20 protein-coding genes and 1 pseudogene are annotated in these 24,369 nt (G+C 71.8%); 5 read left to right on the top strand and 16 right to left on the bottom strand.

What is annotated here, in order from left to right; translation table 11 throughout:
* The first annotated feature begins 256 nt into the window (after positions 1 to 256).
* Positions 257 to 622 (top strand): cupin domain-containing protein, encoded by a 366-nt coding sequence (locus WMF11_RS08935; RefSeq protein WP_437551027.1) that lies wholly within the window; start codon positions 257 to 259, stop codon positions 620 to 622.
* A gap of 50 nt (positions 623 to 672) precedes the next feature.
* Here the strand turns inward: WMF11_RS08935 and WMF11_RS08930 are convergent, their stop codons facing one another.
* The 8 genes from WMF11_RS08930 to WMF11_RS08895 all read right to left on the bottom strand — a co-directional run bounded on the left by WMF11_RS08930 (position 673) and on the right by WMF11_RS08895 (position 11,468).
* Entirely contained in the window at positions 673 to 3,057 is a 2,385-nt protein-coding gene (locus WMF11_RS08930) for a transglycosylase SLT domain-containing protein (RefSeq protein WP_437908034.1), read from the bottom strand.
* A gap of 329 nt (positions 3,058 to 3,386) precedes the next feature.
* Positions 3,387 to 4,469, bottom strand: coding sequence for a chemotaxis-specific protein-glutamate methyltransferase CheB (gene cheB / locus WMF11_RS08925; protein WP_012234234.1), 1,083 nt, complete (start codon positions 4,467 to 4,469; stop codon positions 3,387 to 3,389).
* Between the two features lie 93 nt (positions 4,470 to 4,562).
* Complete coding sequence (locus WMF11_RS08920; protein WP_437977170.1) at positions 4,563 to 5,489, bottom strand: CheR family methyltransferase; 927 nt, start codon at positions 5,487 to 5,489, stop codon at positions 4,563 to 4,565.
* Complete coding sequence (locus WMF11_RS08915) at positions 5,486 to 7,603, bottom strand: HEAT repeat domain-containing protein (RefSeq protein WP_437977169.1); 2,118 nt, start codon at positions 7,601 to 7,603, stop codon at positions 5,486 to 5,488. The genes WMF11_RS08920 and WMF11_RS08915 overlap by 4 nt, the downstream gene beginning before the upstream one ends.
* Positions 7,600 to 8,091, bottom strand: coding sequence for a chemotaxis protein CheW (locus WMF11_RS08910; RefSeq protein WP_012234231.1), 492 nt, complete (start codon positions 8,089 to 8,091; stop codon positions 7,600 to 7,602). The genes WMF11_RS08915 and WMF11_RS08910 overlap by 4 nt, the downstream gene beginning before the upstream one ends.
* Positions 8,092 to 8,147: 56 nt before the next feature.
* Complete coding sequence (locus tag WMF11_RS08905) at positions 8,148 to 8,684, bottom strand: chemotaxis protein CheW (RefSeq protein WP_012234230.1); 537 nt, start codon at positions 8,682 to 8,684, stop codon at positions 8,148 to 8,150.
* Positions 8,677 to 10,941: a chemotaxis protein CheA gene (locus tag WMF11_RS08900; RefSeq protein ID WP_437977168.1), complete on the bottom strand. Its 2,265-nt coding sequence runs from the start codon at positions 10,939 to 10,941 to the stop codon at positions 8,677 to 8,679. The genes WMF11_RS08905 and WMF11_RS08900 overlap by 8 nt, the downstream gene beginning before the upstream one ends.
* Complete coding sequence (locus WMF11_RS08895; protein ID WP_437977167.1) at positions 10,941 to 11,468, bottom strand: response regulator; 528 nt, start codon at positions 11,466 to 11,468, stop codon at positions 10,941 to 10,943. Before WMF11_RS08895 ends, WMF11_RS08900 begins: the two co-directional genes overlap by 1 nt.
* Positions 11,469 to 11,824: 356 nt before the next feature.
* Here WMF11_RS08895 and WMF11_RS08890 point away from each other — a divergent pair, with 356 nt between their 5' ends.
* A complete protein-coding gene (locus WMF11_RS08890) occupies positions 11,825 to 12,934 on the top strand; it encodes a VWA domain-containing protein (RefSeq protein ID WP_437977166.1) in 1,110 nt (369 codons plus the stop codon).
* Between the two features lie 150 nt (positions 12,935 to 13,084).
* Here WMF11_RS08890 and WMF11_RS08885 read toward each other — a convergent pair whose 3' ends face one another.
* Positions 13,085 to 13,939, bottom strand: a complete 855-nt coding sequence (locus WMF11_RS08885) for a DMT family transporter (RefSeq protein WP_437977165.1) — start codon at positions 13,937 to 13,939, stop codon at positions 13,085 to 13,087.
* Positions 13,940 to 14,009: 70 nt separating this feature from the next.
* Here WMF11_RS08885 and WMF11_RS08880 point away from each other — a divergent pair, with 70 nt between their 5' ends.
* From WMF11_RS08880 to WMF11_RS08870, 3 genes are all read left to right on the top strand, one after another.
* Positions 14,010 to 16,853, top strand: a complete 2,844-nt coding sequence (locus tag WMF11_RS08880) for a CHAT domain-containing protein (RefSeq protein WP_437977164.1) — start codon at positions 14,010 to 14,012, stop codon at positions 16,851 to 16,853.
* 45 nt (positions 16,854 to 16,898) lie between these two features.
* Positions 16,899 to 17,144: a hypothetical protein gene (locus WMF11_RS08875; RefSeq protein ID WP_437977163.1), complete on the top strand. Its 246-nt coding sequence runs from the start codon at positions 16,899 to 16,901 to the stop codon at positions 17,142 to 17,144.
* Positions 17,145 to 17,557: 413 nt separating this feature from the next.
* Positions 17,558 to 17,998 (top strand): hypothetical protein, encoded by a 441-nt coding sequence (locus WMF11_RS08870; RefSeq protein WP_437977162.1) that lies wholly within the window; start codon positions 17,558 to 17,560, stop codon positions 17,996 to 17,998.
* Positions 17,999 to 18,154: 156 nt separating this feature from the next.
* On the opposite strand, the pseudogene WMF11_RS08865 reads toward WMF11_RS08870, so the two are convergent.
* From WMF11_RS08865 to WMF11_RS08835, 7 genes and pseudogenes are all read right to left on the bottom strand, one after another.
* Positions 18,155 to 18,346 (bottom strand): annotated as a pseudogene (locus WMF11_RS08865) (type II toxin-antitoxin system RelE/ParE family toxin); the annotation flags it as partial.
* A gap of 115 nt (positions 18,347 to 18,461) precedes the next feature.
* Positions 18,462 to 18,692, bottom strand: a complete 231-nt coding sequence (locus tag WMF11_RS08860; RefSeq protein WP_437977161.1) for an addiction module protein — start codon at positions 18,690 to 18,692, stop codon at positions 18,462 to 18,464.
* The gene (locus WMF11_RS08855; protein ID WP_437977160.1) at positions 18,685 to 19,326 is read right to left on the bottom strand and encodes a DNA alkylation repair protein; all 642 of its coding nucleotides are present in this window, start codon (positions 19,324 to 19,326) and stop codon (positions 18,685 to 18,687) included. The genes WMF11_RS08860 and WMF11_RS08855 overlap by 8 nt, the downstream gene beginning before the upstream one ends.
* Positions 19,327 to 20,229: 903 nt before the next feature.
* The gene (locus WMF11_RS08850) at positions 20,230 to 20,820 is read right to left on the bottom strand and encodes a Uma2 family endonuclease (RefSeq protein WP_437977159.1); all 591 of its coding nucleotides are present in this window, start codon (positions 20,818 to 20,820) and stop codon (positions 20,230 to 20,232) included.
* A gap of 57 nt (positions 20,821 to 20,877) precedes the next feature.
* Complete coding sequence (locus WMF11_RS08845) at positions 20,878 to 21,501, bottom strand: RNA polymerase sigma factor (RefSeq protein ID WP_437977158.1); 624 nt, start codon at positions 21,499 to 21,501, stop codon at positions 20,878 to 20,880.
* Complete coding sequence (locus WMF11_RS08840; protein WP_437977157.1) at positions 21,477 to 22,130, bottom strand: hypothetical protein; 654 nt, start codon at positions 22,128 to 22,130, stop codon at positions 21,477 to 21,479. Before WMF11_RS08840 ends, WMF11_RS08845 begins: the two co-directional genes overlap by 25 nt.
* Positions 22,131 to 23,287: 1,157 nt before the next feature.
* Entirely contained in the window at positions 23,288 to 24,337 is a 1,050-nt protein-coding gene (locus WMF11_RS08835; protein WP_437977156.1) for an MBL fold metallo-hydrolase, read from the bottom strand.
* Positions 24,338 to 24,369: the final 32 nt, after the last annotated feature.

Here is a 24,369-nt window from a genome sequence, read left to right as displayed (position 1 = left end):
CCAGCGCTCGCGCCGCGCGATCCGTCAACCCCCCGCGCCCGTGCGACATGACATCCGGTCCCCAGGTCCACGGGACAGCCTCCTGTGCGGGCATCCTACAGCAGATCTCCCTGGCGCGATACGTTCCCTGCAAGGACGAACGCACGAAGAAAACCGACGAGGAAAGAGGGAGAAGCCCGATTCGATCCATCCAGGACCGGACCCACGCTCGTCGCCCGATCCGACGGATCACTCCGAGGAGGAAAGCGAGGCGCACATGAGCGACACAACCGTCATGAAGGTCTCCTCCGGCCGCTCTCCGACAGGCCAGATGGGACAAAAATACCTGGCCTCCGGGATCCAGGTCTCGATGCGGCTCTGGGAACGCGAGCCGCCAGGCGACGCCAAACAGCCGACCACGCGGGATTACGAGACCGTGGGGTTCGTCATCGCTGGGCGGGCCGAGCTGCTCATCGAGGGGCAGATGGTGCGCCTCGAGCCGGGCGATTCCTGGACGGTGCCCAAGGGGGCGTCGCACGTCTACAAGATCATCGAACCGTTCACCGCCGTGGAGGCGACGAGCCCGCCCGCCGGCGTCCACGGGCGAGACGAGACCGGGGCGACGCCCTCTGGCAAGACCTGAGACCACGAGGCGGGGGTCTCGCCCCCTGGAAGCCCGAGCTCACCCGGACCTCACAGCGCGGTGCCAGCGCCAGACGCGGGCTTCTCCTTGTCCTGCGCCCCCTTGGCGCGCCCCGCCGGCTGCGGCTCGGCGGCGCCACGCGCCGCGGGCTTCTTGTCGTCCCCTCCGCCCGCCGCCGGCTTCTTCTCGCCCTCGGCGGCCTTCTTCTCCTCCGGCCTCGCTCCGGCCAGGTCGCCCGCGCCCGCCGCCCCCGCGCCGCCGGGCTTCCCCTCGGCCGCGCCCGCCTCGACGGGCGCCACCGGCGTCAGCAGCACCGCCGGCTTCACCGGCTCGGCCGCCGCCTTGTCGCCGTCGTCCACCGCGCCCGCGGCCTGAGCCGACGCCACGCGGACCTCATCCTCGCGCGGCTCGACCGGCGCCGGGTCGTCCGGTCGCGAGGTCGGCACGTACACCACCAGCCGATCCCCGGGCATCAGCGGGCTCCGCCGCGAGCGCTGGTTGATCCGCTCCAGGCTGCCGACGCTGAGGCCGTACCGGCTCGCGATCTTGCTGAACGAATCCCCCTCTCGCACCGCGATCTCGATGCGCTTCCGCCCCTTCAGCCCCTCGAAGTGCGCGAAGAACTCCTCCGAGCCGACCTCGATGACGCGCGCGCCGCCCTCGTCGAGCAAGAACACGCCGTCGTGGCGCTGCGACCTCGGGACGAACAGCTGGAGCGTCATCCCCTCATGGAGCGACGCCCCGGGCGCCAGGGTGTTCCAGCGGCAGATCTCGTCGGGCGTCACCGAGAGCACCGCCGCCAGATCCCGCAGCGCGTCGCCCGCGACCACCCGATAGAACACCCGCCGGCGCCCCTCGTAGGAGAAGCGCTGCGCCGGGACCACCACGACCGGCTTCCCCTCCGACGACAGCGGCGCGCCGCTCGCGAGCAGGTGCTCGGCCGCTGCCGCCCCGACGCCCTCCGCCGCCGGGACGAACAGCAGCGCCCCGGGACGCACCGGCTCGCCGGCCCGCAGGCCGTTCAACGTCTGCAGCGTCCACCGCGTCGTCCCCCGGAACGTCGCGATGTCGTCGAGCGACTCGCCCCAGCGGACCAGGTAACGCTCGAGCTTCGGCTCGCGCTCCAGGAGCTTCGGCATCGACTTCGCCGCGCGCGCCCCCGCCCCCGCGGGCACCCGGACCTCCCAGCGCGCCTGCTCCTTCGCGTCCACCGGCGACGGCGGCGTGCGCTTCGCCACGAGCTGCGGGTTGAGCGCCTCGATCTCCGGCGCCGCCGCGCCCGAGGCCGCCGCCACCGCCTGCAGCGACACCCCGGAGCCCAGCGAGATCTTGTCGAACGTCACCGCCGGATCGAGCTCCACGTCGTCGCAGCCAAACACCGCCGGGTTCCGCGCCACGATCGCGATCGCGAGGATCTTCGGCACATAGAGCGCCGTCTCGAGCGGCATCCCCGCCTCGAGCCGCGACAGCTCCCAGAAGTCGTTCGTGTTGTACTTCCGGATCGACGCGAGCAGCCCCCCGTACCCCATGTTGTACGCCGCGAACGCGAGCTCCCAGCCGCCGAAACGCCGCCGTAGATCCGAGAGGTACCGCGCCGCCGCCAAGGTGGATCGCTCTGGATCCAGGCGCTCGTCGACCCAGCGGTCGACGGTGAGGCCATAGATGCGCGCGCCCTCCGGCATGAACTGCCAGAGGCCTGCCGCGCCGGCCGGGGAGTGGATGGTCGGGTCGAAGCCGCTCTCGACGAGCGAGAGCCAGAGGAGATCCTCCGGCAGCCCCTGCTCGCGGAGGACGCGGCGGATGGCGGCGCCGTAGCGGCCGCTCTTCTTGATCCACGTGACCACGGCGGAGCGGCCGCGCGGGTCGTCCTTGTAGTACTCGAGGTAGCGCACCACCCGGCCGTCCCAGCGGACAGGGATCTCGGGCAGCTCGAGCTGACGCAGCCAGGAGATGTCGCGGGTCTCCTCCGCTTCCGCGAGCGGGGCGGGCAAGCCCGCGGGCGGCAGGCCGGAGACCTCGAGGCGCGGCTCGCCCGCGCCGAGCAGGAGCGTGCCGTCGACAGGCCACGCGGGCCCGGCGCTCGGGGCCGCGCCGGGAAACAGCGCCAGGTCGATCGCGCGCAGCGTGCGGAGCTCGGGCGACTCGCCGGTGCTCGCCCCCGCCGGCGTCGCTGTGCCGGCGATGACCCGCCGCGCCGCCTCGTCCGGCGCGCCCGGCTCCCCGGGCTTGCGCGTGTTCTTCGCCGCGCCCTTCTTCGACGGCTTCGATCGCGCGGCGGCCTTCGCCGGCGCCTTGGCCGCGCTCTTCGCGCCGCCCTTCCCGCCCGACACGGCCGCCACCCTGACCGGCGCCGGCTTCTCCGCCTTGCCCTCGGCCGGTCCGTCCTTCTTCGCGTCGGCCTTCGCCGGCTCCGCCTTCGCGGGCTCAGCTTTCACCGCATCGGCCTTCGCAGGCTCCGCCTTCGCCGGCTCAGCCTTCGCCGGCTCAGCTTTCACCGCATCGGCCTTCGCCGGTTCAGCCTTCGCCGGTTCCGCCTTCTTCGCGTCGGCCTTCGCCGGCTCTGCCTTCTTCGCGTCGGCCGCAGGCGCCGCTACCTCCGAAGGAGGCGCCGCAAGGCCGTCGAAAGCGACGCCCGAGAGGGCGGCCAACCAGCCAAGACATACAAGCCTGCGTGCGGCGCGTCGGATCCGCATGTCAGGGACCGACCTGTCTCACGATGCGCCCGAGGGGTCAACTTTGGCAGCCCGCTGAAACCCAGCCCACCTCAGGAGAGCAAGGCGATGAAGTCGCCGATCGCCGTGAAGGGCAGGCTCTCGTTCACGACGCCGGCCCGCACCGCAGCCCCGGGCATGCCGTAGACCACCGCCGAGTCCTCGCTCTCGGCCACCACCGTGCCCCCGGCCGCGCGGACCGCCCGCGCGCCGTTCACCCCGTCGTCGCCCATCCCCGTCAAGATGATGCCCACCGCGCGGCTGCCGCCCACCTGCGCCACGCTCCGGAACAGCCGGTCCGCGCTCGGAACGTACCGATCCCCAGGCGCCGGCGCCCCCACCCGGATCCGGATGTCGCCGCTCAACCCGACCCCGCTGCCCGGCGTCACCGCGATCTCCATGCACATCCTACCCGGGCACACATAGGCCTTGCGGGCCACCACCTGCTCGCCGTTCTGCGCCTCGACCACCCGGAGGCCGCCCTTCCGATCGAGCCGCTCCGCGAACGTGCGGGTGAACTTGTCCGGCATGTGCTGCGCGATGAAGATCGCGCCGGGGAAACGATCCGGGATCCGGTTGAAGATCTCGAGGAGCGCCGTGGGCCCGCCCGTCGACGAGCCGACCGCCACGAGGTGGCGCAGCGAGACGCCGAGCCGCGACGACTCCTGCACCGCGCGCGGCGACGCAGGCTGCGCCGGCCGCGCCGGGGCCGGCGCGGCGGGCATCGGAGACCGGGGGCGGAGGTAGCGCACCAGCAGGACCTTCTGGATGATCTCCCGCCGGATCTGCGCGTCCGCCGTGAACTGCCGGTCCGGCTTCGCCACGAAGTCGACGGCGCCCAGCTCGAGCGCCTTGAAGACGTTCTCCTTGTGGCTGTAGCTCGAGACGATGATGACGGGCGTCGGCTGCCTCGCCATCAGGATGCGGAGGAAGGTGAAGCCGTCCATGCGCGGCATCTCGAGATCCAGCGTGATCGCGTCCGGCCGGAGCTGCGCGGCTTGACGGAGCGCGTCGTCGCCGTCACCGGCCTTGCCCACGACCTCGATCTCGTCGCTTCCGCTCAAGATTTCGGCGATGTTGCGCCGGTTGTACGCGGAGTCGTCGACGACGAGCACGCGCAGGGGAGCGAATGTCATGAGCGCAAAACCTTCCGCCGGAGGTTCATTCTACCCCACCCGGAGCGCCATGGGACCAACCGTCGCCTGCGCAGCCTCGACTTCGTCGGCGCCTCATCCGCCCTCCTCCCCGCCGCCCCGCTCCGGGCCGCCCCGCTCGGGCGAGATCTCCGGGATCCCCAGACGCAGCGTGGCCGCCGGCTTGCGGTACACGAGATCCTCCCGAAGGTGCACGAGCTCGAACGCGGTCGTGACGTTCAGGAGCGACTCGGAGTGGCCCAGCAGGAGGAACCCGCCGGACGAGAGGCGCTCGTAGAAGATGTCGATCACGCGGCGCCGCGACTCCTCGTCCAGATAGATGAGGACGTTGCGGCAAAAGATGACGTCCACGCGCCCGACCACCGCCGCGCGCGACGAGTCGAGCAGGTTCAGGTGGCCGAACTGGCAGAGCGTCCGCAGCTCGTCCGCCACGTGGAACCCGTCCGGCCGCTCCACGAAGTAGCGCCGCTTGAGCTCGGGCGGCGTCACGCGGAACGACGAGGCGCCGTACACCCCCCTGCGCGCCGCGATCACGCAGCGGCGGGAGATGTCGCTGCCGAAGATGCGGACCTCACGGCGCTCCGCGGCGCCCGACTCCCGCGCGGCGATCGCGATCGAGTAGACCTCCTCGCCCGTCGAGCAGCCCGCGCTCCAGATGGACAGCCGGCCCCTGGCGCCCCCCGCCTTGACGATCATGGGCACGAGCTCGGTCATGAGCGCGCGCAGCTGGTAGTCCTCGCGGAAGAAATACGTCTCGTTGACCGTGATGAGCTCGAGCGCCTCGTCGAGCTCGGCGCGCCCGCGGCTGTGGAAGCGCAGGTACTCGTAGTACTGCGCGAACGACGAGAGCCCGAGCTCGACCACCCGCTCGCGCAGCCGGCGCTCCATCGACGTGCGCGCCTCGGGCCCGAACTGGAGCCCGCAGTGCTTGTTGAACAGGTCACGCAGCCTCTGGAACTCGTCAGGCAAGAGGCGGATCTCGTCGTCCCGCCGCCGGTTCACAGCACCTTCCCCGACGGCGGCCCGCCGGTCATCCCCGAGGGGGACGCCGGGGCCTCACCGCCGTCGATCGCCCCGGGCGCGCTCAGCCGCTCCGCGGCGTCGCCCCAGGGAGGATCCGAGCGGAACGGCGCGCCCCCCTGCGCCGCGGCCGCGATGAGATCGGGCTCCCCCGACGCGCGCACCAGCCCGAGCAGCTCGCGCGCGCGCGCCCGCTCGTCGCTCGCGCGGTCCGGGAGCGACGCGTACAGGCGGCCCAGCGCGCGCGCCGCGGCGAGCCGGACCTCGCGCTCCTCGTCGGCCAGGGAGACGCTCAGCACGTCGAGCGCAGAGACGCCCGCCGCCGCCGCGATCGCGGTCACGGCCGCGCGGCGCGCGCGCACGTCCCCCGCCGACGCGGCGCTCGTGAGGAACGCGATCTCCTCCGGCTCCGCGTCGCCGAGCGCCTCGATCACGATCGCCGCCGCGAGGTGGGTCTCCTCCGTCAGCGCGAGCCCGCGCGCGAGCTCGCGCGCCGTCCCGGGGTAGCGCTCCGTGAGCCCCGCGAGCGCGCTCTCCGCCGCGCGCGCCACCGGCAGCGAGATCGCGCGCGTCTGCGACACGATGAGCGGGAAGTCGACAGCGGCCCCGATCTTCGCGAGCCCGTAGAGCGCGCTGGTCGCCACGAGCGTCGAGGGGCTCCGGACCGACCGCCGCACCGCGCCGAGCAGCTCGGCGAGCGTCGCGTCGATCGCGGGCCGCTCGCCCGAGAGCGCGCCCTCGCGCCCGCCCTGCTCCGCGATCGCCACGGCGCCGTCGAGGAGCGCGGCCGTCGCGTCGTCGACGCCCTCCCAGAGATCCGGGTCGGGATCGATGTGGCGCTCGAGGTAGGACAGCACCGCGGGCAGCGCCTCCGCGCCGAGCAGCCCCAGCGCGCGCTGCGCCGTCTCGACGAGCGCGGGCTCGATCATGGCCTGCACCGCGGCGTCGGCCGCGCCCGGGGCGCGCGCCATCGCCGCGAGCAAGAGCGCCTGGGCGCGCCCGCTCACCGGATCCGCGCCTCCGCCGCGCCACGACGGGGGCTCCGCGCCGCCCGAGCCCGGCGCGGCGGAGGCGGCCTGCACGAGGCGGGCGCCCACCTCGGGCGGCGCCGCCCGGAGCGCGTCCACCGCGTGCGACGCGAGCGGCCCCTCGGCGAGCCGCGCGAGCGCCCGGACGAGCTGCGCGAACGCGCCGCCCCGCGCCGTCGCGAGCGCCGCGCAGAGCGCACGCGGCGCCTCCGGGCTCTCCGCGAGCGCCGCGGCGACCAGCGCCGCCGGCCGGAGGATCGGGTCGTCGATGAGCGACGAGAGCACCCGCCACGGCACCGGCGCCTCGAGCCCGTTCAGCCCGTTCAGCGAGGTCAGCCGCACGAAGCGATCCCGATCGGAGAGCCGCTCGTACAGGATGTCCGTCACCCGCTCGCGCGCGATGAGCCCCATCCCGGCGATCGCCTCGATCGCGCTCTGCCGCAGGTTGTCGTCCTGCTCGGCGAGCGCGGCGTAGAGCGGGTCGAGCGCCGCCGGGTCGCGCGTGCGGCCGAGCGCGTCGACGACGAGCTTGCGCTCGTCCCCCGCGAGCGCGCCGAGCGCGTCGACGAGCGCCGGCGTGGCGTCGCGGCCGCAGTAGCCGAGCACCTCGATGGCCGCGTTCCTGAGGCCGACGTCCTCGCTCTTCTGAAGCGCGTCGAGGAGCGCCTCGACGAGGAGCTGCGGGGCCGACGGCCGCTCGCCCTCCACGCCGGCGCCGGGCGACGCCGGCCGCTCCCCCTCGGCGGCCTGCGCCGGCGCAGAGGCGGGCGCGGCCTGGATCAGCCGGTGGCAGGCGTAGGTCGCCTCCTTGCGGACGCGCCAGTCGGGATCGCCGAGCGCGCGGAGCAGCAGCGGCAACGCCTCGACGACGTCGGCCCTGCCGAGCCGCGCGGCCGCCTGGCGGCGCTCCTCGGCGTCGTCCGCGGAGAGCGCCGCGGCGATGACGGCGATCGGCATCGGCGTGCTCCGCACGCTGGGCGAGATGGACTCGGGCTCGGCCGGCCAGGAGCCCGCGTCGCCCGCGCGCGGGCCCTCGAACGGACCCAGATCGTCGAACGCGCGGCTCACGGGGCCTCCAGGAGGGCGCCCGACGCGGCGAGCGCGAGGGCGAGCTCGATGAAGCGCCCGACGTCGAGCACGAAGATCATCCGCTCGTCGTGGGTCGTCACCCCCGTGATGCCGCGCAGATCGCTGCTGCCGCCCACCGGCGGCGTCGGCCGGTAATCGCCGCTCGTCCCGAAGACCTCCGTCACCGCGTCGACCACGAGCCCCACCGTATGCGTCCCCACGTCGACAAGGATCCACTTGGTGCTGCGGGTCGGATCGACCGGGGGCAGCCCGAAGCGCACGCGGAGCTCGATGACCGGCACCACCTCGCCGCGGTGGTTCGCGACGCCGGCGACCTCGGGGGGCGTGTGCGGCAGCGTGGTCACCTCGAGCGGATTCACGATTTCGCGGACCCGCGTGATGTCGATCGCGTAGTGGACGTCGCCGACCACAAAGCCGACGAGGCTCTTCTGCGGGTCGGGACGGCTGCGCTCTCCAGTCAACGGCATCTGAGCCTCCGAGCGCCCGGGCTCTACGAGCCGCCCGGGCGCGGACGAATCGTCCGTTAGGACGCGAGTATGGCCTGCAGGTCGAGCAGGATGATGACGCGCGGCTGCGCCTCGCCCTGGGTGCCATCCGACGCGCTCGCCCCGTGCATGGGCCGGGCGATGCCGGCGATGTAGCCCGCCACGTCCCCCCCGAGCGCCGTCGCGGCGTGCTCGATCTCGGCGTCGGCGAGCCGGTAGACCTGCTGGACCTCGTCGACGAAGAGGCCGAGCGTCTCGCCGTTCGCCGCGTCGACGAGCAGGATGCGCGCCCGCCGCTGCGCCGCGCTCTCGTGCAGCCGCATCCGCCGCCGCAGATCGATGACGGTGACGAGCTGCCCGCGCACGCTGACGATGCCCATCGTCGAGTCCGGCGCGCGCGGCACCGGGGTGAGCGGGGGCGGCTTCAGGATCTCGCGCACGAGCGAGACGGGCGCGGCGTAGGTGTCGCCCGCGAGCGTGAACGCGAGGTACTCGGTCCGCGGGCCGCTCGCCTGCGCGCGCGAGTTCCGCTTCGAGACCGGTATCCGGGCGGGCCTTCGGGTGAGGTTAGCCATGGGTGCTCCGCGGATCGCTGCGCTGCCGGTCCCCGCCGTGGAGGATCTCCTCGATGAGCGCGGGGGCGTCGAGGACGAGCGCGATGCGCTGGTCGCCGAGCTCGGTGGCGCCGGAGAAGCCGCGCACCGAGGAGAGCGACGGGCCGAGCGCCTTGATCACGACGTCCTGCTGCCCGATGAGCGTGCTCACGACGAGGCCCAGCCTCCGCGCGCCGACCGACGCGACGACGATGTACTTGCGCTTGCTGCCCCCCTGGAGCCCGAGCGTCGCGCGGCCGCCGTCGCCCCGGCGCCCGCCGCCCACCGCGGCGCGCGCCGCCGATCCGCCGCGCGCGCCGCCGAGCAGGCCGGCGATGCGCGCGCTGAGCTCCTCCTCCTCGTTCAGGCCGAAGAGCCGCGCCAGGTAGCAGAGCTGGAGCGTGCTGTTGCGCAGCGTGATCATCTCGCGGCCGTCGATCTGGCGCACCGTGGCCTCGTCGAGCGCGACCGCCTCCTGCACGTTGGTCAGCGGGATCGCGAACAGCCGGTCGGCGACCCGGACGATGAGCGCGCTGATGATCGCGAGCGTGATCGGCAGCGTGACCGTCATCTTGGTGCCGATGCCGGGCTCGCTGTGCACGTCGATGACGCCGCCGAGCTTGCTGATGTTCGTCTTCACGACGTCCATCCCGACGCCGCGCCCCGAGATCTCGCTGACGTCGGTCTTGGTCGAGATGCCCGGCTGGAAGATGAGGTTCAGCACCTCGCGGTAGCTCGTCGTCCGCGCGTCCTCCGGCGTCATGACGCCGCGGCGCAGGGCGGCGTCGAGCAGCTTGTCGACGTCGATGCCCTTGCCGTCGTCCTCGATCTCGATGACGACGTGGTTGCCCTTCTGGAAGGCGTTCAGCGCGATCGTGCCGACCGCCGGCTTGCCCACCGCCTCGCGCATGCTCTTCGACTCGATGCCGTGGTCGATGGCGTTGCGCATCATGTGCATGAGCGGGTCGCTGAGCTCCTCGACGATGAGCTTGTCGACCTCGGTCTCGGCGCCCGTGATGACGAGGTTCACGAGCTTGTCGGCGTCGCGGCTGATCTGGCGGACGACGCGCGCGAGCTTGTCGAAGACCTGCCCGAGCGGGACCATCCGGACCTCGAGGATGCCCGCCTGCATCTGGGCGAGGTGCCGGTCGAACGTGCGCTGGAGCCTGTGGAGGTCGAGGGAGAGCTCGCGCTCGGTGGGCGCCGCGCGGAGCCGCTCGACGAGGCGGCCGAGCGCGGAGCGGACGAGGGCGAGCTCGCCGACGATGTTCATCAGCCGGTCGAGCTTGTGGATGTCGACCCGCACCGTCTGCGCGACGGAGCGGATGGAGCTGAGCTCCCCCTTGCGGTTGCCGCGCGCGCTCGACGGCGGGCTCGCCGCCGACATCGAGCCGGTCAGGTCGACGGCCCGCGACACGCCGGTCGGCGCGCCGCCCCGGAGCGCCGCGGACATCGACGGCATGCCCGGCGGGGCGACCCGGCCGTGGCCGTTGTTGTTGCGCCGCGGGATCTCCTCGACGGCGGCGCCGGCCTGGTGCAGCGCGCGCTGGAGCTCCTCGAGCGGCGCGCGCGAGGCCATCAGGATGTCGAGCTCGATCGAGTCCTGGTCCGCGCCCGCGCCGGTCGGCAGGTAGGTGATGATCTCGCCGTACGGCTTCGCGGTGATCTTCAGGTCGTCGAGGGCCTGATCGATCGTGGCGAGGTGGAACTGCACGCGGAGCCGGAACAGGGTCATCCCGCTCGCGATGTTCGTGCGCAGCCGGTGCTCTTCGTACTCGGTGAGCACGGAGAGCAGCCCCGGATCGAGATCGTAGTTGTCGTCGGGGAGGCCGGCCGCGCTCGGGCCCGCGTCCTGGTGCAGCTGGCGCAGGAGGTCGTCGACCTCGGGCATCGGCGCGTCGCGCCCGTCCTTCTCGTTCTGGAGGATGCGCCCGTAGAGCTCGACGCTGCGGAACAGGAGGTCGAGGACCGACGCGCTGATCTCGATGCGCCCGAGGCGGAGGTTGTCGAGCAGCTCCTCGAGCTCGTGCGACAGGGTGGCCATCCGGGTCGCGCCGAAGAGCCCGGCGAGCCCCTTCAGGGTGTGCACGGCGCGGAAGACGTCGTTGATGACGTCGGGGTCGACCTTGTTGGTCCGCACCGCCTCGTCGAGCGCGAGGAGGTCGCGCCCGAGCCCCTCGACGATCTCCTGCGCTTCCGAGAAGAACTCTTCGCGCGCCCGATCGCCGCTGTCGACCATCAGCCGCCGCCTCCCTGGCCGGAGCCGGGCTGCTTGGTGCGGGCCGCGGGCTCCTCCGCGCGCGGGGAGGCAGCGGAGGCGCGATCGTCGGCGCCGTGGGCGCCGTCAGCGGACGGGGAGGCGCCGGCCTGCGGCGCGTCGGCCCGCGCCTCGAGGCTCGCGACCACCGCGTCGCGCAGGGCCTCCGGCGTGAACGGCTTCGGGAGGAAGCGGTCGGCGCCGAGGCGGAGCCCGCGCTGGATGTCTCGCTCGGTCGCCTGCGTGGAGATGATGAGGATCGCGACGTGCCGGTAGCGGTCGCTCTGCCGGACGAAGCGGATCACCTCGAGCCCGTTGATGTCGGGCATGTTGATGTCGGTGATCACGAGGTCGAACGCGCCGCGCGGCAGGAGCCGGAGCGCGTCGAAGCCGTTCACGGCCTCCACGATGTCGACGTCGCCCGCGAGCCCCAGCACGCGGTCCTCCAGCGTCGAGCGGATGTACGCTCGCATTGCCGGCGAGTCCTCGACGATCAGGATGCGTGCCATGCGGCGACAGGGTAACGGAAATCCGCCCGGGGAGACCAACTCGCTGAGCGCCCGGGGGCGACGCGCGCGGTTTTCGACGCGCACGGGGCTATGTACGGCGGTCTCCCTCCCGGAGTAAACCAGCGCGAGCGCCTCCCTGCACGATCGGCGAGGCGACCGCGCGGACGGCGCGTCTGGCGAGGCCGCGCGGGGCCGCCGCGCGCGGCGCGGCCGGCGCCTCGGGGTGTGGGGTGCCGCCCTCCCCCCCCGCGGGCGCGGCCGCGCGGCCGCGCCCGCCCGGCGGGGCGGCCGCGGGAGAGGGGCCGCCTGCGGCAGCGAATTGACATCGCGGCGTCCGATGCGCGCTAATCGCGCGCGTGAAAATCCTCCTTTGTTCTCCAGCGTTCCGGATCCTGCTCGCCGCCCTGTTCGCTCTGTCGAGCGTGGCGTGCGGCGGCGGGCTGCGGGTGACCCGGATCAACTCCGCCCAGAAGAAGCCGAACAACGTCTGGGTGTTCTTCAGCGTCGATGCCGGCGAGGACGAGCCGGTGGGCGGCCTCACGGCCGAGGACTTCGAGATCTACGAGGACGGCGAGATCGTCTCGAAGTTCGAGAGCAAGCAGACCATCCAGAACCCCGAGGTCGCGGCGGTCATGTACACGATGCTGCTCGTCGACATGAGCGGCAGCATCACCGAGTCGGGTCAGGCCGACGCCCTCGTCGACGCCGCGCAGTCGTTCAGCGATCGGGTGGGCAAGAGCCAGAAGGTCGGCGTCTATGCGTTCGACGGCGAGGTAAAAATCCACTCGGTGGTGCCGTTCACCGAGGCGCAGGGCTCGGTCGAGGGCGGGCTCGAGGGGCTCCGGAGCTACAAGCCGAAGGACACGTCGACGAACCTCCACGGCGGCGTGGTGGAGGGCATCCGGGAGCTCAAGAAGCAGCTCGACAAGGACCGGCGCCCCCTCAAGTTCGGCACGCTCGTCGTCTTCTCGGACGGCACCGATCGCGCGAACCGCGTGAGCCGCGAGGACATGCTGAACGAGCTCAAGAAGGAAGAGTACGAGAACTACCAGATCTTCGTCGTCGGCGTCGGCGCCGAGATCGAGAAGGCGCGCCTCGACGAGATCGGGCGCGACGGGACCGAGCTCGCGGCGGATCAGGCGAAGGTCAAGGAGTCGTTCGACAAGATCGCGGCGAAGATCGAGGCGCACATGAAGCGCTTCTACCTGCTCTCGTACTGCACGCCGGCGCGCGCGGGGGAGCACGAGGTGGAGATCAAGGCGATCCGGAAGGATCCGTCGGCCTCGGGGTCGCTCGCGTGGAAGTTCAACGCCGACGGGTTCGGGCCGCCGCCGGAGTGCGATCCCAACACCCCGCCGTCGTTCGAGCTGAAGGCGACCGTGCCCGCGGACGACGACAGCGGCGGCGGCGCGGGCGGGAAGGCGAGCTTCAAGGCGAACGCCAACGTGAAGGTCGAGGCGAAGTGAGGCGCGCCGCGGCCGCGCGAGGCGGCCGCGACGCCGTCCCAGCGGCTCGCCGCGCCCCGCGGCGGGCCTGATCCAGCCAGGATCGAGCCTCCTCTCTCCCGTCGACGTTCACGCGTCGGCGTTCACGCGTCGGCGTTCACGCCTCGACGTTCATCCTCCTCTGCTCGGCGCCGGCGCTCGCTGCGGCGTGGCGCGCGCTGCCATCAGGACCCGCCAGGCGGTGGCGCCGAGGAGGACAGCGCCGCCCACCGTCGACCAGATCCCGGGGCGCTCCCCGACGAGGAGGAGCGCCCAGACCGGGTTGAGCACCGGCTCCAGGAGCACCAGCAGCGAGGCCTCGACGGCCGGCGTGTGGCGCATGCCGCGGCTGAACAGGGCGGTCGCCACGCCGATCTGCACCGCGCCGAGGAACACGAGGAGCCCGAGGTCGACGAGCCCCGGGCGGGCCGCGCCGCCCAGGGCCATCGGCAGCGCGCCGAGCCACGCGAGGACGTTGCCCCAGACGAGCACCGCGGGGTTGTCGTCCGGAGCGGCGCGGAACCTCATGATGCACAGCGCGAACGCGAGCCCGGAGAGGAGCGCCAGGGCGTTGCCGAGGAGCTGCCCCGCGGAGAGCTGATCCAGAAAGAAGAGCGCGAGTCCCAGGATGAAGATGGGGGCCGCGATCCTCTCGCCGCGCGAGGGCCGCTCGCCCAGCAGCCAGGGGCTGAGCAAGAGGACGTACACGGGCGAGGTCGACTGAAGGAAGATCGCGTTCGCCGCCGTCGTCAGCTTGGTGGCCTGCACGAACAGCACCATGACGGCGGCGTAGATCGCCGCGACGCCGAGCGTGCGCCACGAGGGGAGGCGGCGCGCGCCCGGCATGGCCAGGCCCAGCGCGAGCGCCGCGATGAACGCGCGGGCCGAGGCGACCTGCCACCCGTCGAGGGAGATCAGCTTGATGGCCGCCCCTCCGGTGGACCAGAGGACCGCGGCGGCGAGGATCATCAGTCGAGAGCGGAGCATGGGCGACGAGGGCGGCGAGCCTAGCCGAACGGTCGACGAGGCGCGCAGGGGCAGATTACGCTGCTCCGCGATGCCACCCCGCCGCCCCGAGCGCGCCGACCGCGACATCGATCCTCGCTCCCGCCGCTCGGTAGAACGCGCCTCGCCCGGGTCGCCGACGTCGCGCGGCGCACGCCGCCGCGCGCGGCTCCTCGCGCTCGCCGTGGCGGCGCTCGTCTCGGCGGCCCGGCCCGCGCCGATCGCCGCGCAGCCGAGCCCCGCCGAGCCGGCGAGCGAGGATGTCGCCGCGGCCCACGGGCGCTGGAGAGCGGCCGTGGAGAGAGACGATCTGGCCGAGGGCGCCGCCCTCGCCGACAGGTACTTCGCGCTGCTGGAGGGCACCTCCGGGGTCGATAGCGAGCTCGCGCATTTCTACCTCGGCTACGGCGACTACGCGCGCGCCGAGGCGCTGCTGGTGCGGGGGCTGACGCGCGAGCAGCCCTCCTTCAACGACGAAGGGATGCTCTATGCCCGGCTCGGCAACGTCTACCTGGACCTCGGGGACCTCCAGAGCGCCGAGGAGCTCCTGAAGCGAGCCCAGCCGCTCCTCCAGGGCTGGGGTGAGTTCTATGCCGTCGATTCGCTCGCGCGGCTGTACCTGGAGCGGCGCGCGCTGCGCTCCTTCGCGGAGGCGCTCGACAGGATGCGCGTGATCCTCAGGGAGGCCACCGGCGGCTCGGGGTGGGCCTACGCGATCCCGGATCTGCGCGCGGCGCAGCTCTCCTTGCGGCGCGGGCAGGTCGAGGAGGCCGAGCGGCGCCTCCTCGACCTGCGCCCGCGGCTCGATCCCGCGCTCCCGGCGCAGAGCGCGGTGCGCGCCGATCTGCTGGAGGAGCTCGGCGTGCTCTTCACCCGCAAAGGCGATCCCGGGGCGGAGGCGCTGCTCCTCCAGGCGCTTGTGATCCGCGAGCGGCTCTTCGCGCCGGATCACCCGGCCATCGTCCGCGCGCTGGGGCACCTCGCGAACCTGCACGTCGCGCAGGGCCGGACCGCCGTCGCCGTGCGGACGCGCGAGCGGGCCGCCGGCCTCCAGGACCGGAGCGCCCGGGCCAACCTGGCGAGGGGCTCCGAGCGGCAGAAGCGCCTGTACATGGGCCTCGTCCAGCGCGACACCGACGCGACCCTCTCGCTGCACCTCCAGGGTGCCCCGCGCGACCAGGCCGCGGCGCGGCTCGCCCTGCGGTCGATCCTCCGGCGCAAGGGGCTCGCGCTCGACGCCATCGCCGAGAGCTTCGCGTCGCTGCGGCGGAGCCTCGACGCCGAGGGCCGGGCGCTCCTCGGCGCCCTCACGCAGCTCGACGCGAAGCTGTCCACCGCGATCACGCGCGGCCCGATCGACCTCCCCGCCGAGGAGCACCAGCGCGAGGTGGAGCAGCTCGAGGCCGAGCGCCAGCGGCTCGAGTTCCAGCTCGCCGCGCGGACGCGCGCCGCGCGCCCGGCGGACGCGAAGGAGCCGCCGATCACCGTCGAGGCCGTGCAGGCGGCGATCCCGGACGGGGCGGCGCTCGTCGAGATCGTCCAGTACCGGCCCCACGACCCGTTCGGGCCGCCGGTGCGGCCCACGTGGGGCAAGCCTCGCTACGCGGCGTATGTCGTCGGGCGGCGCGGGGACGTCACGGGGGTGGATCTCGGCGACGCCGCCGCCATCGACGCGGCGGCCGCGGAGCTCTCGCGGGACCTCTCGAACCCGGAGCGAGACCCCCGGGAGCGCGCGCGCCGCCTCGACGCGCTCGTGATGCAGCCGATCCGGGGCGCCCTCGGACCCGCGCGCTGGCTGCTCCTCAGCCCGGACGGCGCGCTGAACCTCGTGCCGTTCGCCGCGCTCGTCGACGAGGAGGGCGGCTATCTCATCGAGCGCGCCTCGTTCACCTACCTGACCAGCGGGCGAGATCTGCTGCGCGCCGCGGGCGCCGTGGCGCCGCAGGCCGGAGCGCCGCAGGCCGGAGCGCCGCGTGGAGGCGTGCTGGTCATCGCCGATCCCGCGTTCGGCAGCCCCTCGGAGCTCGCGCCGGACGACGACGCCACGCGCGGGCTGCGCTCCGCCGAGCTGGCCGGGGCGCGCTTCCCGCCTCTGCCGGGCACGGAGCGCGAGGCGGAGGCGGTGCGGAGCGCGCTGGCCAGCGCGACGGTCCTGACAGGCCCGTCAGCCACCGAGGAGGCCCTCAAGCGGGCGCAGCGGCCGCGCGTGCTGCACATCGCGACGCACGGCTTCTTCCTCCCGGACCAGGGCTCCCCGGCCGATCCGGCGGGCACCCGCGGCGCCGCGATCGAGGGCCCCGCCTTTCGCGAGAACCCGCTCCTGCGCTCGGGCCTGGCGCTGGCCGGCGCGAACGCGCGGCGGAGCAGCTCGGACGAGGACGACGGCATCCTGACCGCGCTCGAGATCTCCTCGCTGGACCTCCACGGGACCCAGCTCGTGGTGCTCTCGGCCTGCGAGACCGGCCTCGGCGAGGTGCCGCGCGGCGACGGGGTCTACGGGCTCCGCCGCGCGCTGCTCCTCGCCGGGGCGGAGACGCAGGTGATGAGCCTGTGGAAGGTCGGCGACATGGCAACGCGGGATCTCATGACGTCGTACTACGCGGCGCTCGCGCGCGGCGGAGGGCGCAGCGAGGCGCTGCGGTCGGCGCAGCTCGAGATCCGGCGTGAGCGCCCGCACCCGCACGCGTGGGCTGGCTTCATCACCTCCGGCGAGGGCGCCGCGCTCGACGGCAGGCAGGTCGCGCCGGCCTTCGCGCGCGTGGCCGCAAGCCCGCGCGGGTGCGCCTGCGCGGCCGGCGAGGGCGGCCCGAGCGCTCCGCCGGCGCTCGCCGCGCTCGCCGCGGCGCTCGTCCTGGCCGCGCGGAAGCGCTGGCCCCGCAGGCCCGGGAATTGGTAGACGTCGACGCCGGAGCCCACGCATCGCGGGCTCGTGGAGGTCTGCATGCGTCGATCGGCGATCGTTCTGGTGCTCCCCGTCCTGAGCTGGATGCTCTCTGCCTGCGGAGGCGCGCAGGCGCCCGAGCAGCCCGCCGCCAAGGAAGGCGAGGCCGAGATCTGCCCCACGGGCGATCCCAGCGTGCAGCCCTGCCCGGAGGGCTGCGTGTGGGACGAGAAGGTCCAGAAGTGCAACAAGGACCGCGGCATCATCGTTCACTACAACCCGGGCACGACGGCCCCCAAGCCGTGAACTGATCACCCCCGTCGAGCCACGCCGCCATCTCCGGCAGGAGGCCGATGACGCGCGGGCTCGACGCGCGCACCTCCCCGACGAGCCGCCGGCGCTCCGCCTCGAGCTTGCCGAGGACATTCTCCACGCTCGGCGAGGCCCGCAACCTCGGTGTGCCGCGCCACACTTCCTCGCGCTGCGATCCGGCTTCCTTTACCTGCGCGCTCAAGCCGCCTTGACGGAGGCGACCCGTCGCTCTCTTCTTCTGCTGTGTCCGCCAGATTTTCCACGAGAGCGCATGTATGCAAGAACCGATGACCCGGGGCTCTCTGATTCTCAATGCAGCAGCCTACTCGGACGTGCTGTGTGACGAGGCTGGGGTCCGCCGGGTTCGTCACGGGCTCTCGCAGGAGCTCAGGAGGGCGCTGGCCACCATGTCCAGCACGGCGTGGTACCCTCGCGCTTACTACGTCGAGGTGCTGCGCGGCATCGTCCAGGTCCACAACGAGCCATCGCAGAGCTACCTGGACGTCGTGAGGTGCGGCCGGACGGTCTTCGAGAAGGAAGCGAACACCTTGATGAAGCTGCTTCTCAGGGTGATGAACGTTCGGCTCTTCCTCCGGAAGTTCCCCGACTTCTGGGCGCAGGATATGGTCGGCGGGACGCTCCGGGTGGATTGCTCGCAGATCGAGCGGAACGAGGCGACGCTGCTCGTGACCGAGGTCGCAGGGTTCGAGCACCTCGGACCGCTGTGCGCCGGCTTCGCCGGCCGCGCGCTGGAGCAGGTGACGGGCAAGCAGGTCGACGCGACCCAGACGGGCTGGTCGTTCGACGAGCCAGACGCGGATGAGGTCACGTTGCGCTTCTCGTGGTGAGCGCGCCGACGCGCCGGTGTGCGCGAGCGGTGACTGCCAGGCTGAGGCGACAATCGCCCTGAGACATAGGGGGAGCGCCGCTCGCTTCGTGATCGCCTCTCCGCCGCCGCGAAAACGCCATTTCGTTGGATGCGTGGCCGCCATTCCGGAATTCGCTCACGTTCGGCGCTTCCACTCGGGAGGATGTCGGCGGCCGTGGATCACTCCAACAACCACGATGGCGGCGGGCAGAATCCGGCAGAAGACCGCGTACGGGAAACGTTCGACGAGTACGCGCCGGACGCCCCGGTACAGCGGCGGGTACGCGAGCGGTGCGCTCCGGATGTGTTGGATGGCGTCGTCCAGCTCTCGTCGGAAGACGGCGCCAAGCCCAGACCGCTGCTCCTGGTATCAGCGGAAGGTCCCGAGGGCTTCGGCGCGAGCTTCGGCGAGGAGGACAACGCGGCTCACGGCTCGTCGGTGGTCATCTCGGCACGGACGTCGTCCCAGGGGACACCGATGGGGCCTTCGAGCTCGAGGCGATCAAGGCGGCGGTCAAGCTCAGCGCGGAGCTCGGAGGAAGGTCGTCCGAAGAAAGGCTTCGCCAGAGGTCATCGACCAGATCCAGCTTCTCGTCCGCGGTGAGCTTGGAGAGGTCGAGCGCTGGCTTGCCCATGGGCGTGTCCTGCGCCCTGTCCCTTTCGGTGTCATTCACGCTTGGCCACTTCGATTCTGATAAACTCGGGCAAGTATGACGGCGTACAGTTTTTGGCAACATGGTCGTCCTTGTAGAGCCCTAATGCTTCCCCGAGCTTGATACATCTGGATCGAAATTCAGGCTCGTGAACACCAATCTGGCAAGCGCAGAAATTCATCGCCCATTGAACCGCGGGCTCAGCATCGGCCATATCGTTTTCCAGGGAGTCAAGCAGCTCTGCACTATTACCGGGAGGAGCTTGCCCGACCCAGCGCAAGCGCGCTTGGTGATACCAGAACCAGCGACGCAGAATCGGGGAAGGACTCTTCTCCCACGTCGCTATGAGGGAGACCAGCTTCTTGTCTTTGGCGAGCTGGTTTGCCAACAGCCAGTCAGCCAATTGGTTGCTTTCTTCCGCGTCATACCGAAGCACATCCGATGCAAGCTGATCGATGACGTTTTCCGTGAGGAGCTTCTTATCGAAGATGAGGGTCGCGAGTAGACGAGGATAGTATTCGCCCGTTGACCAAAGCTCCATGGCCAGGTCGTGGTCTTTCTTGATCTCTTTGCCACGCGTTCGCAGGTCGCCCAACATCACGTTTCCGTTCGTGATCTCGGCGACAAGTTTCTTTGCTTTTGCCGATAACACCATTTTGTCTACATCTCCTCTATTCGCCGAACGCCCTAGCAATCAGCCCGCGCGTGCGCCGCCGAGCGGAGCGAGGCTGCGCACGCGTCGGCTGCATTGCCTTGTTGGGCGGCACCTTCGCCCCCAGCACCTCGTCGACGGACGAGGCCGTGACCACCAAGCCGGCCCAGACGTCCAGCTCGGCGGCTCCCGCCTTGTCGATCCGTGTAAGGGTTGCCACGGGGAGGCGGCGCGTCGTGGGGCGTGGTCGTCACAGCGCCCACCATGCCCGCGGTCGGGTCGCGTCGCTACGGAGATCGACAGGCTCCACCCCGTGCCGGCCGCCAACGAGCGGCACCGCATCGCTGCACATCCATGGCGGCTCCCGGGGTTCGGTCATCTCGGGTCGACGCCCGCCCAACGTCGCAATCAGCTGTGATGCGCGACATATCTACCCATTTCCCCATGCAGGCCGCGAACCATGGCCCCCTATCTCCATGTTCCCGAGGATACGTCGCGGCTCGTCATGGCCTATCTCCATGATCCCGCAGATAGGCTGTGACCTTCCGCGGCCTATCCCCGTCATCCCGCAGATCGGCCGCCGCTGCGTAACTACGTATTCCCGTTGCCAGGTCTCGGAGGGCGACGGCGTGTCGTGTCGTCGCGCAAGATTCGCGCCGACGGCCGGGTACCCCGGGCGACCAGAGCCCGGTCGACCGTGGCGCGGAGGCACGAGAAGGAGCTCGCGGCTGGTCGCGGCGAGGTCGACCTGCCCCACGCTCTTCGAGGGAAAATGCCAGGAGCAGTCACCAGCCTCGCCTGGCAATACCACCTCCCCGCCTCTCGCCCTTGCACCGATCCAGCGACTGGCCGACAGCGCCAGCGGTCGCTCTGCGGCCTAAGCGCCCGCGTCAGCGCGGCTGCAGGTCACCTCGCCCAGAGCACCGAGAGCTCGAGCTCGACGGCGTCGAACGGCTCGACGCGGACGCGGGCGGCGTCGCGGTGGACCACCGCAGGTCCAAAGCGGCGATCCGCGCCGAGCACGTACACCTCCAGCGTCCGCTGGATGGGGTCGACAAGCCACGCGTGCCGCACGCCCTCGCGCGCGTAGATCGGCATCTTCTCGTCGCGGTCGACGTCCTCGGTGGAGGCGCTCAGGACCTCGCAGATCCAGTCCGGGGCGAGCGCGAAGTACGCCGTCTCGGGCAGCTCGGGCATGCGCTCGCGGCGCCAGCCGGCGATGTCCGGCACGAGCGCGTCGATCTCACCAGGCGCGTGCGGGTCGGGGAAGTGCAGCTCGGGCCCGTGCAGGATCCGCCAGCCGCCGGGGCCCCCTCGCCCGCGCTGGAAGGCACCGTGCAGGTCGGCCCCGAGCGACGACGCGGCGTTCGCATGTCGCGGCGCCGGCCGGGGCATGACGTGGAGCACGCCCCGGATGAGCTCCGCCACCTTGTGCGGCGGGACGGCCTCGAGGTCGGCGTACGTGGCGCGGCGCTGCTTCTCGGCGGACTGGCCCACGACGGAAGCCTGCCCGTGGGCAGGCGGCGGGGCAAGGCGTCCAGGTGCGCCCGTCGCTCACCCTCGCCGCGGCCGCAGCGCCCTGATCAGCGCATCGATCCCGCGGGAGCGCCACCTGTAAGCCGTGCTGACCGGCGCGTCTTGCTGCTCGGCCACGTCCTCGATCGACATCTCGAAGATGTCGTGGGCAATGATCACGTCGCCCTCGTGCACGGGTAGCTGGTGCAGCGCCTCGAGGAGGGCAAGACGCCGCTCCTCGCGCTCGATGGCCTGATCAGGAGTTGGTGCCTCGTGCTCGGCGTGGGGCGGGGTCGCGACGATCTCCTCGCGTTGCACCCGGGCACTTTCGAGGTGATGGCGGACGCGGTGATAGGCCAGCGCCCGTATCCAGACACGAAGTGCTTCTGCGGGCTGTACGTCCGGGTCGGGGCGGAAGCGGTCCTCTTCGCTGGCCTCCCATGCGGCGAGGAGCACGTCTTGCGCGAGGTCTTTGACGTCCTCGCGTGTCGCCCGGCGACCTCGGAGGTAGCGCGCGACGAGAGCGCTGACGACGCCTGCTTGCGCGACGAGCTCGGCAGACGTGAGGCGCCTTGCGGCGAAGTCCCGCCCCGCGCGGTAGATCGCCGCAAACGCGAAGAGGACAAGATGGCACAGCGCTACGTCGAATCCCGAGATCGCCATATGCTCGCCGCGTGGACCGCGATAAGGGCCATGAACATCACGATGAGGATCTGCTGGGCTCTCTGCCAGGTCAGGAAGATGTTGCCGCGGTAGGGACCGCCCGTGACCATCGCGAGCTCGACAGAGACGATGATGCCGGTCGCAAGCGCCTTGAGCGTCAGCGGCTCACGCGACCGGAACCAGACCAGAAGGCAGCCGAGCGACGCGCACAGCGCGGCGAGCTCGACGGCCAGATAGAGACGCTGGAGGTCAGCTCCGCGCGGGTAGGTCGCCACCATAAACGCCATGGCGGCTGCGTAGGCGATCAGGACGCCCCATGGTCGGCGCTTCGTGAAGACCCAGATCGCGAGCGCGGCGACGCCGGCGGGCCAGGAGATGAACAACGCACCGTCGATGTCGACCGCTACACGTTCCCAGCCGGTGAACGGGATGGCCGCTGGATCAAGGCCCTGCGCCCGGATAGCGTCGCGCGCAGGCGCGATGACGAGCTCCCGCAGCGCGCGCCGACCGAGGTTCGCGAGCAGGTAGAGGGTGAGGAGCCAGGCGATCGGCCGGTGATCGGGCTTCCGACGCGCCATGGCCCACGCGAGCGCCGCCGCCCCCGCGGTCGCCGCGTAGGCCAGGAGCACCAAGTTCATGGCCCGAACACCCGCCCCGCCGCCGGCGAAGGGCCGGACACGTGGAGCAACATGCGGGCGAGGCTACTTGGCTACACCGAGGAGGCCAAAAACCCTGGGCAGATCGGCGGGGGTCGAAGGGGGGCACGTCGGGGGCGCCGGCGGGCAGCCGGCGGAGAGGCGCGTCAGGAGCGCGGGCGGCGGTGGCGGCGTACGAAGCCCAACCCGAAGCCGAACACGGCCAGGAACTGCGCGAACCAATGGGAGACGATGTGGGGATCCGGCGGTTCGATGGAGAGCATGGCCGGAAGCCTACCAGCGCCGGCTCGTGGACGTCGTCCGCTTTCTTGGCCCGGCGAGTCGACCTGTGGCACGCGCGTGCGCGCGCGATGAGCCCGTGCAGGGTCAAGAGGAACGTCGCGCCCGAGCGCCGCCCTCGCCGCACGATCCCTCGACGTCGCTGCAGGACGAGCAGCGCGCTGGAGGCTACCAGGGCTTCCGGTCGGTGGGTGTCGATTTCGTGAGAAAAGATCCGTGGCATCCGTAAGTGGCATCGGCGCGTCACGCGGCGAGCGCCGCCGCGACAGCGACAGGAGCTGGCCGTCGACCTCTCCTCGCCTCGCTCCAGCGGGCGGCCTCAGGGCCGCTGACCCGCTTGGTACCCGTCGCGCCACGAGGGTGAGCGCGTGGAGGAATGCATGCGCCCGCGGGCTGTTGCCCATCGCACTCCGCCGGCCTTGGCGTGCTCGCGCTCCGGCGCTCCACGTCGAGGGACACGTACCCGGCGATCAACAGGCCCAGGGCGCTCTCTGGGTCCACGACGGCGCGGGCCCGTTGAGCATCGGGGCGAAGCTCGCGACGAGCGCCGAACGGGCGCCCACGTTGGCGCGTCGCGAATCGAGCGCGCGCTCTCTCAGTCCAGCCCCGCCCTTGCGGGAATCCAGTAGGTCTTCGTCTTGATGTTCCGAACGCCGGCGCGGCGCAGAGCGTCCCGTACGCCAACGACGAGCTCCGAGCCCCCCGTCAGCGCAACGACGGCGTCGGGGAGAGCCGACAGCCTGGCGGCTACCGCGTCGACGGTCGAGGCGGTCTCCCCGCGCGCCACGACGTCCACTCCGTGGAGGCCGACCGACGCGCCTCGCTCCTGGTCCCAGTCCTGGTCCTCGTCCCTAATTCGGCCCTGCCATGCCGAACAGAAAGCTCTCGCCATTCTCTGCCGCGACGAAGTTCGCCTCCGGCACGCGCGCTCTCCGCAGCGCCATCATCAGCTCCCCCGCAGGCTGGAACCTGCCCTCGTCGGAGAGATCGAATGTCCCCCAGTGGATGCCGACCGAGCGTTCCGCGCCGAGCGCCTGGTGGGCGCTCACGGCGTCGGCCGGATCCAGGTGGACGTTCTGCATGAACCAGCGCGGCCGGTAGGCGCCGATCGGAAGGAGCGCGACCGTGGGGGCGCCGAGTCTTCGCCTGATCTCGGCGAAGTGCGGGGCGAATGCGGTGTCGCCCGCGAAGAACACCGACCCGGACGGGCCCTTCAGCACGAAGCCGCCCCAGAGCACGACATTTCGGTCGCCGAGGCCACGCTGCGACCCGTGGCGCGCCGGCGTCATGGTCACGGTCACGCCGCTCTCGCCCACGGGCGCCGATTGCCACCAGTCGAGGTCCTCGCCGCCGCCGACGTCGTGCGCTGCGAGCATGGCCGCAGAGCCGAGGCCGGCGAAGACGGGCATGCCGAACCGCTCCTCGAGCGCGTCCAACGTCGCGACGTCGCAATGGTCGTAGTGCGAGTGGCTGAGCACCACGGCGTCGATCCTCGGAAGATCGTCGAAGCGGACCCCAGGGTCGGCCTGGCGCGATTGGCCGACGAACGAGGCGGGGCCGACGCGCTCCGACCAGACCGGATCGGTGAGGACCGAGATGCCGTCCATCTGCACGAGGACCGTCGCATGGTTGACGAAGGTGACACGGATGCCCTCGTCGACCCGGGCGGGCGGCTGGGTGGGCACGACCGGGGGCGCCTCACACCAGCGAACCTCCTCGCTCGAGGACATCCAGCGGAAGACGTCCCCCACGCCTGGCTGCGACACCCTGGGATCGTTGTGGAACTCGTGACCGTCGAAATGCCCCGTTCGCGGACCGCTATAGCCCGGCGCCCCGAAGCAGCCGGTGAGCGCCGCGGTGACGCAAAGCGCGACGGTTGAAGCAAGCCGGCACATCCCCATGGCGTCAGCGACCTCCTCGACACTCGTGTTCG

It is taken from the genome of Sorangium sp. So ce295, assembly GCF_051527405.1.
Lineage (GTDB): Bacteria > Myxococcota_A > Polyangia > Polyangiales > Polyangiaceae > Sorangium > Sorangium cellulosum_B.
The sequence above is the reverse complement of the archived record's forward strand: the minus strand, read 5'-3'. Positions and strand labels throughout refer to the sequence as shown.

Bases quoted from the DNA above. Each gene is read 5' to 3' on its own strand.
- cheB (WP_012234234.1), bottom strand. From the start codon at position 4,469: ATGACATTCGCTCCCCTGCGCGTGCTCGTCGTCGACGACTCCGCGTAC.
- WMF11_RS08870 (WP_437977162.1), top strand. From the start codon at position 17,558: ATGTCCAGCACGGCGTGGTACCCTCGCGCTTACTACGTCGAGGTGCTG.
- WMF11_RS08910 (WP_012234231.1), bottom strand. From the start codon at position 8,091: ATGCCGTTGACTGGAGAGCGCAGCCGTCCCGACCCGCAGAAGAGCCTC.
- WMF11_RS08905 (WP_012234230.1), bottom strand. From the start codon at position 8,684: ATGGCTAACCTCACCCGAAGGCCCGCCCGGATACCGGTCTCGAAGCGG.
- WMF11_RS08895 (WP_437977167.1), bottom strand. From the start codon at position 11,468: ATGGCACGCATCCTGATCGTCGAGGACTCGCCGGCAATGCGAGCGTAC.
- WMF11_RS08855 (WP_437977160.1), bottom strand. From the start codon at position 19,326: ATGGTGTTATCGGCAAAAGCAAAGAAACTTGTCGCCGAGATCACGAAC.
- WMF11_RS08835 (WP_437977156.1), bottom strand. From the start codon at position 24,337: ATGGGGATGTGCCGGCTTGCTTCAACCGTCGCGCTTTGCGTCACCGCG.
- WMF11_RS08880 (WP_437977164.1), top strand. From the start codon at position 14,010: ATGCCACCCCGCCGCCCCGAGCGCGCCGACCGCGACATCGATCCTCGC.
- WMF11_RS08845 (WP_437977158.1), bottom strand. From the start codon at position 21,501: ATGGCGATCTCGGGATTCGACGTAGCGCTGTGCCATCTTGTCCTCTTC.
- WMF11_RS08875 (WP_437977163.1), top strand. From the start codon at position 16,899: ATGCGTCGATCGGCGATCGTTCTGGTGCTCCCCGTCCTGAGCTGGATG.
- WMF11_RS08885 (WP_437977165.1), bottom strand. From the start codon at position 13,939: ATGCTCCGCTCTCGACTGATGATCCTCGCCGCCGCGGTCCTCTGGTCC.
- WMF11_RS08935 (WP_437551027.1), top strand. From the start codon at position 257: ATGAGCGACACAACCGTCATGAAGGTCTCCTCCGGCCGCTCTCCGACA.
- WMF11_RS08900 (WP_437977168.1), bottom strand. From the start codon at position 10,941: ATGGTCGACAGCGGCGATCGGGCGCGCGAAGAGTTCTTCTCGGAAGCG.